The organism is Kitasatospora sp. NPDC058492 (assembly GCF_042720685.1).
Classification (GTDB): Bacteria; Actinomycetota; Actinomycetes; order Streptomycetales; family Streptomycetaceae; genus Kitasatospora.
Genome location: NZ_JBHXMU010000027.1, coordinates 1 through 11,889, shown reverse-complemented (window position 1 = coordinate 11,889; position 11,889 = coordinate 1). Strand labels below are relative to the sequence as shown.

Annotated in this window: 11 protein-coding genes, 1 tRNA gene and 1 pseudogene; 5 read left to right on the top strand and 8 right to left on the bottom strand. The window is 71.2% G+C overall.

The window, feature by feature from the left end; genetic code table 11:
- Positions 1–67: 67 nt before the first annotated feature.
- Complete coding sequence (locus ACFWPI_RS19200; protein WP_063346933.1) at positions 68–310, bottom strand: chaplin; 243 nt, start codon at positions 308–310, stop codon at positions 68–70.
- Positions 311–615: 305 nt separating this feature from the next.
- Positions 616–1,947 carry a M20/M25/M40 family metallo-hydrolase gene (locus ACFWPI_RS19195; protein ID WP_063346934.1) on the bottom strand — a complete coding sequence of 444 codons (1,332 nt, stop codon included), beginning with the start codon at positions 1,945–1,947 and terminating at the stop codon, positions 616–618.
- Between the two features lie 290 nt (positions 1,948–2,237).
- Between ACFWPI_RS19195 and ACFWPI_RS19190 the strand changes: the two genes are divergently transcribed.
- A tRNA-Leu gene (locus ACFWPI_RS19190) sits at positions 2,238–2,325 on the top strand.
- Between the two features lie 54 nt (positions 2,326–2,379).
- On the opposite strand, the gene ACFWPI_RS19185 is transcribed toward ACFWPI_RS19190, so the two are convergent.
- Positions 2,380–2,598: a hypothetical protein gene (locus ACFWPI_RS19185; RefSeq protein WP_380377679.1), complete on the bottom strand. Its 219-nt coding sequence runs from the start codon at positions 2,596–2,598 to the stop codon at positions 2,380–2,382.
- A gap of 365 nt (positions 2,599–2,963) precedes the next feature.
- Between ACFWPI_RS19185 and ACFWPI_RS19180 the strand changes: the two genes are divergently transcribed.
- Positions 2,964–3,185 carry a hypothetical protein gene (locus tag ACFWPI_RS19180; RefSeq protein ID WP_380377681.1) on the top strand — a complete coding sequence of 74 codons (222 nt, stop codon included), beginning with the start codon at positions 2,964–2,966 and terminating at the stop codon, positions 3,183–3,185.
- Between the two features lie 111 nt (positions 3,186–3,296).
- On the opposite strand, the pseudogene ACFWPI_RS19175 reads toward ACFWPI_RS19180, so the two are convergent.
- The 5 genes and pseudogenes from ACFWPI_RS19175 to ACFWPI_RS19155 form a co-directional block, all read right to left on the bottom strand.
- Positions 3,297–4,058: pseudogene (locus ACFWPI_RS19175) on the bottom strand (alpha/beta hydrolase); the annotation flags it as partial.
- Positions 4,059–4,757: 699 nt separating this feature from the next.
- Complete coding sequence (locus ACFWPI_RS19170; protein ID WP_363377203.1) at positions 4,758–5,432, bottom strand: response regulator transcription factor; 675 nt, start codon at positions 5,430–5,432, stop codon at positions 4,758–4,760.
- Positions 5,429–6,634, bottom strand: a complete 1,206-nt coding sequence (locus ACFWPI_RS19165) for a sensor histidine kinase (RefSeq protein ID WP_380377683.1) — start codon at positions 6,632–6,634, stop codon at positions 5,429–5,431. The genes ACFWPI_RS19170 and ACFWPI_RS19165 overlap by 4 nt, the downstream gene beginning before the upstream one ends.
- A gap of 240 nt (positions 6,635–6,874) precedes the next feature.
- Positions 6,875–8,551, bottom strand: a complete 1,677-nt coding sequence (locus ACFWPI_RS19160; protein ID WP_380377685.1) for a DUF6297 family protein — start codon at positions 8,549–8,551, stop codon at positions 6,875–6,877.
- Between the two features lie 5 nt (positions 8,552–8,556).
- A complete protein-coding gene (locus tag ACFWPI_RS19155; RefSeq protein WP_380342717.1) occupies positions 8,557–9,255 on the bottom strand; it encodes an ATP-binding cassette domain-containing protein in 699 nt (232 codons plus the stop codon).
- Between the two features lie 517 nt (positions 9,256–9,772).
- On the opposite strand from ACFWPI_RS19155, the gene ACFWPI_RS19150 reads away from it, so the two are divergent.
- The 3 genes from ACFWPI_RS19150 (at position 9,773) to ACFWPI_RS19140 (ending at position 11,810) form a co-directional block, all read left to right on the top strand.
- The gene (locus ACFWPI_RS19150) at positions 9,773–9,946 is read left to right on the top strand and encodes a cypemycin family RiPP (protein ID WP_159398383.1); all 174 of its coding nucleotides are present in this window, start codon (positions 9,773–9,775) and stop codon (positions 9,944–9,946) included.
- 107 nt (positions 9,947–10,053) lie between these two features.
- Positions 10,054–10,902 carry a hypothetical protein gene (locus ACFWPI_RS19145; RefSeq protein WP_380377687.1) on the top strand — a complete coding sequence of 283 codons (849 nt, stop codon included), beginning with the start codon at positions 10,054–10,056 and terminating at the stop codon, positions 10,900–10,902.
- Positions 10,899–11,810 (top strand): alpha/beta fold hydrolase, encoded by a 912-nt coding sequence (locus tag ACFWPI_RS19140; RefSeq protein WP_380377689.1) that lies wholly within the window; start codon positions 10,899–10,901, stop codon positions 11,808–11,810. Before ACFWPI_RS19145 ends, ACFWPI_RS19140 begins: the two co-directional genes overlap by 4 nt.
- Positions 11,811–11,889 lie beyond the last annotated feature (79 nt).

Below are 11,889 nucleotides of genomic sequence, written 5' to 3'. Positions count from 1 at the left end.
GCGGCGCGTCCGCCACCCGGGGGTCGAATGAGTCGGCTCAACGAGCCTCAGCAGCTCGGAGCGTGACTCAGAAGTTGGCGCAGTGGTTGCCGAACGCCGGGTTCAGCACACCGATCACGCTGACGGTGTTGCCGCACAGGTTGACCGGGACGTGCACCGGGATCTGCACCTGGTTGCCGGCCACGACACCCGGGGAGCCGGCGGCCACACCCTCGGCGGCGGCACCGCCGTGAGCGGACGCGACACCGGCGGCGGCGATCACCAGGCCACCGGTGGCGGCGGCAACAGCGGCGATCTTCTTGACCTTCATCATTCCTCCTGTATGGACAACGCAACCCGTTCGGCGGGTTGCACAGGGATGAACGAGGGTGTGGCAAACGGGGTACGGAACAGATTTGCCATTCACTCGCAACGGTGACGTCTCGCACGCACGCTCGATCCGCATTTCCTTGCAGGATCGTTTCTGTTGATCTCCTTCGCCCTGTCCCAAATCATTAGCTCGGACAATGCGGACGGCCCGCCCCCGGCACTCCGGGAACGGGCCGTCCGCCCAAGGTGCCCAGCCCAAGGAGCTCAGCCCAAGCCGCTCGGCAGGCAACGCTCGGCAGGCAACGCTCAGCAGGCGTCGAGGAACCGGTCCAGCACCCGGACGCCGAACTTCAGCCCGTCCACCGGCACCCGCTCGTCCACGCCGTGGAACATCCCGGCGAAGTCCAGCTCCGGCGGCAGCTGCAGCGGCGCGAAGCCGAAGCAGCGGATCCCGAGGTCCTGGAACGACTTGGCGTCCGTCCCGCCCGACAGGCAGTACGGCACCGCGCGGGCGATCGGGTCCTCCGCCCGCAGCGCCGTCTGCATCGCCTCCACCAGCGCGCCGTCGAAGGTGGTCTCGATCGCCTTGTCCGAGTGCAGGCTCTCCCGCTTCACGCGCGGGCCCAGCACGCTGTCCAGCTCCGCCAGGAACTCCTCCTCGTAGCCGGGCAGGAAGCGCCCGTCCACGTGTGCGGTGGCCTGGCCGGGGATCACGTTCACCTTGTACCCGGCGCCGAGCATGGTCGGCTGGGCGGTGTTGCGCAGCGTGGTGCCGATCATCTTGGCGATGCCGCCGAGCACCCGCAGGGTCTCGTCCATGTTCTCCGGGTCGAGCTCGACCCCGAGAGCGTCCGACAGCTCGTTCAGGAACGCCCGTACGGTCTTGGTGATCCGCAGCGGGAACTTGTGCCGGCCGAGCCGGGCGACCGCCTCGCACAGCTCGGTGATCGCGTTGTCGTCGTTCTCCATCGAGCCGTGCCCGGCGCGGCCCTCGACCGTCAGGCGCATCCAGTGCATGCCCTTCTCGGCCGTCTCCACCAGGTACAGCCGCACCTGGTCGTTGACCGTGAAGGAGAAGCCGCCGACCTCGCCGATGCCCTCGGTCACGCCCTCGAACAGCTCCGGGTGCTTGTCCACCAGGAACCGCGCCCCGTACGTGCCGCCGGCCTCCTCGTCCGCGACGAACGCCAGCACCAGGTCGCGCGGGGGCTTGCGGCCGGTGCGCAGCCGGTCGCGGACCACCGCGAGGGTCATCGCGTCCATGTCCTTCATGTCGACCGCGCCGCGCCCCCACACGCAGCCGTCCGCGATCTCGCCCCCGAACGGGTCGTACGTCCAGTCCGCGGCGTTGGCCGGCACCACGTCGGTGTGGCCGTGGATCAGCAGGCCCGGGCGGGAACGGTCCTCGCCCTCGATCCGCACCACCGTCGAGGCCCGCCCCTTGGCCGACTCGAAGATCTGCGGCTCCACCCCGAACTCGGCGAGCTGCTCGGCGACGTACTCCGCCGCCTTGCGCTCCCCCGGGCCGGAGCCGTCCCCGTAGTTGCTGGTGTCGATCCGGATCAGATCGCGACAGATCCCGGCGACCTCCGACTCAGCCGTCGCCCTCGGCCCCGCCGACTCGCTCCGCTCGCTCACGGTCACTCCTCGTCTTTGGCCCGCACCGACGCACCAGCGCGCCACCCCCAGGACCTGCACCCGGGCGTACGAGCACGTACGCCCATCCTCCCCCAGCCCCCGACCCGGATCCACCCCCTGCGCGCCCCCGAAACCCCCTGGTCACGCCCCCGCCACACACTCCCCCTTGCCCCCGCCACCACCCCCGCACCCCCGCCCCGAACCGTTTTGGGACCCCAAGCCGATCTTTGCTACAGTTACATCTGTCAGCGCGGCCGACGAGAGAACGAAAGCCGCAAAGACAACACCCGGTCCGGGTGGCGGAATGGCAGACGCGCTAGCTTGAGGTGCTAGTGCCCTTTATCGGGCGTGGGGGTTCAAGTCCCCCCTCGGACACCAGCAAGACCCCTGTTGATTCAGGGGTCTTTTGCTTTTCCGGTCACGGTGCAGCAGTCACGTGACCCACCGCGTGACCCACCGGCCAGCGGACTCGCCCTTGGACCAGGGCGGACAGGCGGACAGGCCCAGCCGGCCTGCTCCGGAGGCGGCCAGCCGCCGCGCTCCGCCCTTACGTGAGTGCCCGTACCGGGCCATCGTGTAGCCCGGGGAGTGGTGGCGGACGTTCGCCGAGACCTCCACCGGGTTCTCCCCCGCCTCCAGGTCGTCGGTCACCTTCACCGGTCGCCGCGACGGGGGAGGCCTACGGCTTCACGGTCGTCTACTCGCCCTACCTGGCCGACAAGACCGCCGTTGCCTACGTCAGTTCGGCATTCGCCCTGGCCGTCCGCTCCCCGCCCGTGGTGCGGAGCGAGTTTTCCGCTGCGGCAGGACACCAGGGGTACTCCATGCGCTGGTTGACGACCTTTGACGATGACAGCCTGAACCGGCGTTCCATCATGGACGCGTACGTGGGCTCGCGCATTCTTGACGAGCGACGCTCCATCACGGTGGCCACATGAAGCCAGGCGTTGATCAAACGTCTGCTGGCCGCTGGTCCACTGTGAGCACCGACCTCTTCGAGTCCTTGGAGGACCATCGTGCTCAAGCGTGTAGTAGTGGGCGTGGCGACAGCCGCGCTGTTCAGCCTCGGCACCGGCGTGGCGCTCGCAAACGCGGGCGTGGACAGCACCGCACGGCCGGCCCCGGCCCGCTATTCGACCCCGGTGTCGACGCCCACCCCCGTGGCGGAGTCCGCCCCTGCGGGGGAAAGCGGCACTGACAGCACCCAGGCCTGGTGGAACCACAGCACGCACTACTAGCGAGTCTCCCGCAGCCGTGTCGCGCTGCCTGTCCGCCTCGACGGCCGGCACCAGCAGGCCCTCTGTGGCCACGGCAGCGGCTAGGTCCCGTCGGCCGGCCGGGACCCGGGGTCAGCGTGCGTCCGCAAGGAGGAAGTCGAGCAGGATCTGCCGGCTCGTCTGGGAGGTGAGGCTGCCGTACGCGTCGTCGAACGCGTGGTCGGCGAAGGGCAGTTCCTTCACCTCCACGTCGACGCCCTGCTTCCTCAGCGCGTCGCCGAGGCCGGTGACGGTCTCGGGGCGGGCGCTGCGGTCGCGGTCCCCGACGACGAGCAGGGTGCGGGGCAGGCCGGGGCGGACGTCGGACATCGGGGACACCTCGCGGTAGCGGTCCGGGTACTGCTGCGGGGTGCCGCCGGTGTACATCTGCGCCGCCTCGCGGGTCCCGGCCACGTCGTCCTCCCACATCTGCGCGACGTCGGTGCCGGGGTAGAAGCCGATCACGGAGGCCGGGGGCGCAGGGGTGGCGCCCTCGGCGGCCTTGATGGTGCCGTTCTGGAGGCGGTAGGCGGTGTTCATCGCCAGGGTGCCGCCCGCCGACATGCCGCCGAGCGAGATCCGTGCGCCGTCGACGCCGTACACGTCGGCGTTGCGCTGCACCCAGCCCATGGCGGAGACGAGGTCTTGCGGGGCCTTGCCCCAGGTGGGACGGTCGGGACCGGCCAGGCGGTAGTCGACGGCGAAGACGGCGACGCCGTGGTCGGCGAGCCAGCGGCCGGTGCCGCGCAGGTCGTTCTTGTCGAAGGTGTGGAAGCCGCCGGCGTGGGCGAGCACGACAGCCGGGGTCCGCTTGCCCGGGGCCTTCGCGGGCAGGTACGCGTCCACCCGCAGGGGCTCGCCCTCGGGGCTCGCCCTCGGGGCTCGCGAACGTCTCGGTCGCGTCCGGCTTCGCCGCGGGGTAGGAGAGTTCGGTGAACACCTGGCCCAGCGAGATGTCGACGCCGGCCTCCCTGGCGGCCTGGAACTGGATGCCGCCGATGACCAGGGCGCCCACGGTGCACAGCGTCGAGACGCCGGTGACCACGCGTCCCCAGCGCACCAGGCCGGCCCGCCAGGCCAGCGCGGCGAGGCCGGCGGCGACGAGGGCCAGCAGGGCCGTGTGGAACGGGTACTGCCCGCCCAGGGCCGGCCCGATCACGCCCGCCTTGGGTATCGAGGGGACGTACGCGCCGAGCACGATGGCGACGGTCAGGAACGCGAGGAACGACGCCAGGACGGCGGAGGCGGCCCGCAGGATCCGGACGGGCCGGCCAGCCCGTCCGGGCCGGGCGGGCGAGGCGGCGGAGCTTCGGGGTGTGGTCATGGCTGCACTCCTGCGATGGTGCGCGGGGCGGTCGCCGCCGCCCGCGGAACTTGTCGGGAGCCGCGACGTCCTCGGAACCCACACGGGGGCGGCGAGGACCGGCTCGTACAAGAACGCTAGGAATCCGGCACCCGCACGGGCCTCACACCGCGGAGCCATTCTCCGGAGCAGCTCTCAGGTAGGGGGTCGGGGGGAGACGTCCGCGCCAGTGCCGCCGCACTACCGCGGGATCACAGATCGGTGCGGCCGGGAACGACCAGTCCCGTCTCGTAGGCGAGGACTGCGGCCTGGGTGCGGTCCCGCAGCTGCAGCTTCTGCAGGATGCTGCCCATGTGCGTCTTGACGGTCTGCTCGGCGACGACGAGTTCGGCGGCGATCTCCGCGTTGGACAGGCCCCGGGCGACCAGCGTGAGCACCTCGGTCTCGCGGTTGGTGAGGACGTCGATCCGCACCTGGGCGGGCGGTTTCGCCGAGCCGCCCAGCCGGGCGAACTCCGTGATGAGCCGCTTGGTGAGTCCGGGCGACAGCAGCGCGTCCCCGGCAGCCACGACGCGTACCGCCTCGGCCAGTTGGACCCCGGAGGCGTCCTTGAGGAGGAACCCGCCGGCGCCGGCCCGCAGCGCCTCGTACACATACTCGTCGAGGTCGAAGGTGGTCAGGACGAGGATCCTGGTCGACAGGCCGGCCTGCCCGGTGATCCGGCGGGTGGCCTCGATGCCGTTCAGTCCGGGCATCCGGATGTCCATCACGATCACGTCGGGGCGGAGCTCCTCGGCCTTGGCCACCGCGTCCAGGCCGTCCACGGCGGTCGCGATCACCTCGATGCCGGGCTGGGCGCCGAGGAGCACCGAGAAGGCCTCGCGAACCATCGCCTGGTCGTCGGCGATCATCACTCGGATCGTCATGCGGTCTGTTCCCTGTCTGTCCGGACGGCTGGGGCGGCGGGCACCGGCAGCAGCGCGGTGACCTCGTAGCCACCGTCGGGGGTGGTGCCGGCGGAGAACTCCCCGCCGAGCATCACGGCACGTTCGCGCATGCCCAGGAGGCCGTGCCCGGCTCCCGGCGAGAGCTCGGCAGCCGCGGTGCCGGGCCCGTTGCGGATCCGCAGCCGCAGGGCGGCGTCGGTGTACGTCAGCTCGACGCGGGCCGCGGCGCCCGGGGCGTGGCGCAGCGTGTTGCTGAGCGCCTCCTGCACGATGCGGTAGGCCGACAGCTCCACGCCCTCGGGCAGCGGTCGGCGCGTCCCGGAGACCACCGCCCGCACGTCGAGCCCGGCCGCGCGCACCCCGACGAGCAGGTCGTCGAGCCTTTCCAGGGTGGGCTGCGGAGCCTCGGGAGCACGCCCGCCGGGACGGTCCTCGGAGCGCAGCACGCCGAGGAGGCGGCGCAGCTCGGTCAGTCCCTCCAGGGCGCCCGCGCGGATGTCGGCCAGCGCCGCGACCAGTTCCCGGGGCGGGTCCGCGACCCGGTACGGGGCGGCCTCGGCCTGGATGGAGATGACGGACATGTGGTGGGCGACCACGTCGTGCAACTCGCGCGCGATGCGGGCGCGTTCCTCCAGGACGGTGCGGTGCGCCCGCTCCTGCGCGAGGGCCCGCTCCTGCTCCGCGAGCCGGGCGCGGACCTCCCTCGTCCGGCGCACCCCGGTCGCGGCGGCCACGACGAGGGCGAACAACACCAGCACGATCACCGTGAAGTACCAGGGCCCGATCCACCCGCCCGCCAGCTGCAGTCCCAGCAGCAGCGCGGTGCTCAGCGCCACCGTCTCGCCCGTCACCCGCGGCGGGTTGCGCAGCGCGACCAGGAACGACAGCCCAGCCTGCACGGCCCACGCCCATCCCGTGTACGGCGCGAAGGGCGGGTACAACGAGAACACCGGCAGCATCACCAGCGACAGCCACCAGGCCGGCAGCGGCCGGCGCAGCGCCGGTACCAGGAGCGCGGCGTGGAGCATCCCGAGCGGCCGCAACGGGATGTCCTCGGTAGCGGAGACGGCCGCGAAGACCGCCACCGCGACGACCGCGCCGTGCGGCAGCCACCTCAGCAGTCCCGGCCCGCTCATGGGCGGCATGGGCTGCGGGGCCGGGGTGAACAGATCCTTCCTCACGGTGTGCAGCGCTCCGCGCACCGACCACCTCCTAGGGGCTCTCTTTCGGATCACGCCGGGCGCGCGACGCCGGGGTGCATTCGGTCACCACGCTACGGAGCGGACCCACCGGCCGGCCTCCCGCCGCGGAGCCGTCCTCGGCCTGGCTCTCAGGTATGAGGCGTCACGGGCGCCCGCCTCCGGAGGGACCGCCCGACGATGCGTCCGCAGCGGCGGCCGGCCCCTGGTGTGGGGCCGGGGCTATCGGGTGTGGAGGCGGTGGGCGGTGCGCCGGACCCACCAGAGAGCGGCTGCGGTGACGGCCAGGGTCCAGGCGAGTTGTGTCGCGGCGTACGGGTGGCCCTGGGCTGCGGAGCGGGCGAGCGGGAACAGGAGGGTGCCGACCGCCAGCGGGCCGCGCAGGTACCAGAGCGCCACCTGGCCGGGGCCGGTGTTGCCCATGGGGGTGTTGACGCCGATCGTCAGGTGCACGGGCACGACGCCCCGGTAGGAGCTGACCAGCGCGGCCGCGGTGAGTGCGGGTACGGAGGCGAGGAGCGGGAGGAGTCCTGCGGTCTGCCGGCCGGCGAGCGCGCACGCCAGTGCGCCGGCTCCGGTGAGCGCGAGGAGGAGGCCGCCGGGCACCGCCGAGTGCTGGACGGCGAGCGACTTGAACGTCCAGGGCAGGTTGGTGGAGCGCCGCGGGTCGTCGCTCTCCAGCCGTGCCGGCTCGGTGAGTTGAGCGGCCGCCAGGTATTCGGCGACCAGGGACAGCACGACGACGATCTGCTGTGCGGTCGAGGTGAAGGAGGGGGCCGCCGCGGTCAGTCCGACGGCGATTCCGCTCCAGACGACGGCCCACCCCAGGCGGCGGGGGTTGCGCAGCAGGCAGGTGAGGTCGCGCCACGGGACCAGCAGCAGCCGGTGCCGCGGCATGGGGAGGCGGAGCCGGGGGGTGCTGCGCCGCTCCTTGAGCCGCGGCACTCCGGAGCGGGCCTGGCGGAGGTCGAGCATGAGGACGGACGTGCTGATCTGGGCGGCGACCGTCGCGCGCAGTCTGAGGGCGGCTTGCGGGATCGCGGGCAGTTCCCGCCAGGCGAGGGCGAGGGCGAGCACCGGGGTGCCGACGGACAGCACCGTGCCGACGGCGCCCGCCGTACCCACGAGGCCGAGCGCCCACAGGAGCGGTTGGGACGCCCACCCCCACGGGCCCGACCAGAGCAGGAGGCCTTGCAGCCAGCCCGTCCGCCCCTGCGTCCATGCCGTCCACACGCCGGCGGCGGCGACCGCGGCGAGGAGCCACCCCGCGGCGAAGACCCTGCGGCCGTACCGGGACATCCACTGGTCGTGCCGCTCGACCAGGACGCCGACCGCGCTCGTGGTGAGCGCCACCGAGACGCCCGTCCAGGAGCCCGCGAGGGTCAGCAGGATCCACGACTGCGGGGCCAGGCCCTGCAGCAGGAAGCCCGCGACCGCGCCGGCGACGCCGCTCACCACGGAGGCCAGCGCCACCGAGGACCGCAGCCCCGGCGCGAGCAGGGCTCGCCGGTCGACGGCCGAGGGCAGCAGGAAGCCGGTGGTGGCCCGGTCCAGCAGGACCGGGCCGCGCCACATCGCTCCCCGGGCGGTGAGCAGCAGGGCGAGGATCAGCACCGCCGGGATCAGCGCCAGGAGCGTCGCGGACGCCTGTTCCCCGATCTGCACGGGCGGCCGGTCGGCCGCCCGGGTCGAACTCGTCCACTGGAGCAGGGCGGGGACGCCCCAGCAGCCGCCCACCAGGAGGACCGTGTAGGCGATGAACCACGCGCTCCTGCGCTTCTCCTGGCGCGTGCCGCTCCGGGCTTCGCGCAGGAACAGCAGGGTGTCCGCGGTGCAGTCCCCCGACCTGTCGGGCACCCGCGCCCTCGTCCCGGTCGCGGGTGCCACGCTGTCGCTCAAACCGTTCATCCTTCCCCCTGCACCGCCCCGGACGGGCCCGAGTGCCCCGAACGCGAGCCGACTTCGACGATCTGGTCCGCGACCTCGTTCAGGGCCCGGTGGTGGGTGGCCATGAGGACGGCCGCTCCGCGGTCGCGGTGCTCCGCGATCAGGCGGGCGAGGGCGGTCCGGGCGTGGGAGTCGAGCCGCTGTTCGGGCTCGTCGAGGATGAGGAGGTCGTGCGGCCGGATGAAGGCGGCGGCGAGGAGCAGCGCCTGGGTCTGTCCGGAGGACAGGGCCGAGGGGAACTGTTCGGACTGCGCCGTGAGGCGGTGCGACTCCAGCGCCCCGTCGACCGCGGCATCGGCTCCGGCGCCCATGCCGTGCGACAGCGCCACGAGCCGCAGGTGCTCCCGCACGGTGAGGTCCGGGTAGAACGCACCGGGATCCATCACCGACGCGACCCGCTTGCGCACGTCCAGGGAATCCTCGTGGATCTCTTCCCCGTCGAAGACGACCGATCCTCCGGACGGTCTCTCCCGTCCGGCCGCCACGCGGAGCAGGGTGCTCTTGCCGGATCCGTTCTCCCCGACCAGGGAAACGCACTCACCACGGTGGATGCGGAGGGAGACCCGGTCGAGCACGGTGCTGTCACCGTACGCGTGTGTGACGTCGACGAGTTGCAGCAGCGGTGCGCCCGCCGCCTTGCCGGTTTTGTTTTTCAATCGACGAGCCGTCTTCTCTCGGATGATCGAAACGTTCATTTTCACACTTTTCTGAACATTGGGCCGATCATAGCAAGGCGTCCCAATCCTGCAAAGCCGACCCAAATACACCCTCCGGGCGGCCCGACATGCGCCCTCCGGCCGAACCGGAACCCGAACCCGAGGCCGTCAAGTCAAATGGGGTGATTCGAGGCCATACGGACTGTTCGGCGGAATCCGCCACCCGCCCGGATTCTCGATCAAGGCCTGACCTGCGATATCAATGATCGAATACAGGAACACCCGGGGACTCCGCAACAAAAGGGGCATTGCACAGAATTCGAGGAATGTCCACCTACAATGGAATTGGTCAATTTCTTCGAAATTATCCGCCACCGATTCGCATTGTGCACACCATGAACACATCAAGGGTCTTCCCGTGGTTACCGAAACGACATATGGTCGAACGGCAGCGGCCGGCAGCGGACGTCGGTCCTCTGTGGGTTGGCCGCTGTCTCCACCATCAAAAGGAGAAAGAGTGAACGCCACCGAATCGCGTGTCGAGTTCGTGACCGATGCCGTCAACGCTTCGTTCGCGGAGGCGCAGGAGGGTTTCGTGAACGCACACAACGCTCCCGCGATGACCACCCCCACCATCATCGCCGTGTGCGAGGTCGTCGTGACGGGCAGCACGATCTGCCTCGGCTGCTGAACCAACTGACCCACCGGTGACACCACCCATGTGAGCAGACGGGCCGGAAAGGGGTACGAGCGGTTCCCCTTTCCGGCCCCGCTCGACCGGAGCACGAGGACGCGTGAATGCCATTCACTAAGATCGTCAACGAGCCTTCCCACCCCATATCGCGCGAGGACGCGCATTACTGGACGCTGGCCCCGGCCGCGGTGGGCGAGATCATCAGCGGCCTCGAAGCCTTGACCCGGACAGCCGCCTACGGACCCAACGGCCTTTTGCAGGGCCTGAGTTCGAAACGCGATCGCAGCGTCGTCCCGCAGGCTCTCCGCAAGGCGATCGACAGCCGCGGCGGCGCCGTCGCCATCAAGGCCATGGGCGTCGTCGGCGGAGCGCTGACCCTGACCGGCCGCAGGAGCCGGACGCAGCAGATCACCGGAGCCGGCCTGATGCTGGCCTCCAGCGGCCTGAGCAAGTACCGCACCTCGTTCGGCAGGGACGGGGCGGACCACATGGCCGCCCTGATCTGCGGCTACCGCGTGCTCACCGCCTTGGTCTCCGAGGCCGAGAAGTCCGACGACCTCTTCCTGCGCGCGGTCAACGCCCAGACCTTCATCGCCTACGTGACCGCCGGCGCGGCGAAGGCGATCTCCAGTACCTGGCGGTCGGGCGAGGCGCTGGAACAGGTCCTGCAGACCCAGCAGTACGGGGACAGCGCGGTCGCCAAGTGGCTGAAGAAGAGCCCGCTGCTGTGCAGTTCGATGACGTGGTTCACCATCGTCTGGGAGACGGGGTTCCCGGTCGTCTACCTGCTGGCACCGGCGGACGCCCGCAGGGCCCTGGCCGGCGTCAAGCTCTTCCACCTGGGCATCGCCGTGACGATGGGCCTGCCGCGGTTCTTCTGGGGATTCAGCTCGGCCCACGCGGCGGTCCTCTACGCCGTGGACCGCCTCCCCAGGAACGGGGGCCGGGGATGAGGTTCGAACGCCAGGTGGTCGCCACCTTCGGGGCCGCCGCCGTGGTCAGCGCCTACCTCTCGTACATCCGCCTGGAGGAGGAGTACACCCGGCGCGGCGGACTCAAGGGGACCTCCCTGATCCAGGGCCCGGACGGCCTCGCGATCGAGTACGCGCTCGACGGCGGGGAGCTCGGCCCCACCGCCCCCGTCGCGGTCCTCGAAAGCGGCCTGGGCGCGCCGCTGGAGTCCTGGGACTGGGTGGCCGGGCTGCTCAGCCGGCGCTTCCGGGTCCTGCGCTACCACCGCAGCGGGTACTGGCGCTCGAAGAGCAGGCTGCGGCCGGCCCAGTTGGTCGAGTTCCTCCTGCAACAGCTCGCGCCGCAGGGCGACGTCGTCCTGTGCGGCCACTCGATCGGCGCCCTCACCGCCATGAACGTCGCGGCGGAGTCCGCGTACGTGCGCGAGCGCGCCACCGTCCTGCACATCGTCGACGGGACGGACGCCGTCCTCCTCGGTGAGGACCGCGGGTCGAAGCGGCGGGTGGCGCGCTACAACCAGGACACCGCGCGACGGCTGCTCGGCTCGGCCCTGGGCACCACCCGCTGGCTGACGAGCCCCACCGAGCGGGAACTCGAATACCGCCCGGACATCCAACGGGCGTACCTGGCCTCGATCTCCAGCCCCCAGGTACTGCTGGCGGCGCGCCAGGAGTACCTGCACGAGCCCCTCACCGGCCAGGACTTCGTGGCCGCCGGGCCGCTGCGGCGCGTCGTCATCTCGGCCGCCAACAACACCGAGCAGCAGCGCAAGCTCAGCGAGCGGGTCGCCGCGGACTTCCACGTCGTGCCGGCGAGCAGCCACCGGTCCATCATCGCCAAGCCCGCCCTGGCGCAGCAGACGGCGGCGATCATCCTGGAGTCTCAATGATGAAGTCAAGATGCCTGCGCGACCGGTGGGGCGGAGGTGAAGATCCGGTTGTCGCGCAGGAGCGCCCACAGCACGTTCG

Coding starts and splice junctions, on each gene's coding strand:
- ACFWPI_RS19140 (WP_380377689.1), top strand. CDS start 10,899: ATGAGGTTCGAACGCCAGGTGGTCGCCACCTTCGGGGCCGCCGCCGTG.
- ACFWPI_RS19145 (WP_380377687.1), top strand. CDS start 10,054: ATGCCATTCACTAAGATCGTCAACGAGCCTTCCCACCCCATATCGCGC.
- ACFWPI_RS19200 (WP_063346933.1), bottom strand. CDS start 310: ATGAAGGTCAAGAAGATCGCCGCTGTTGCCGCCGCCACCGGTGGCCTG.
- ACFWPI_RS19170 (WP_363377203.1), bottom strand. CDS start 5,432: ATGACGATCCGAGTGATGATCGCCGACGACCAGGCGATGGTTCGCGAG.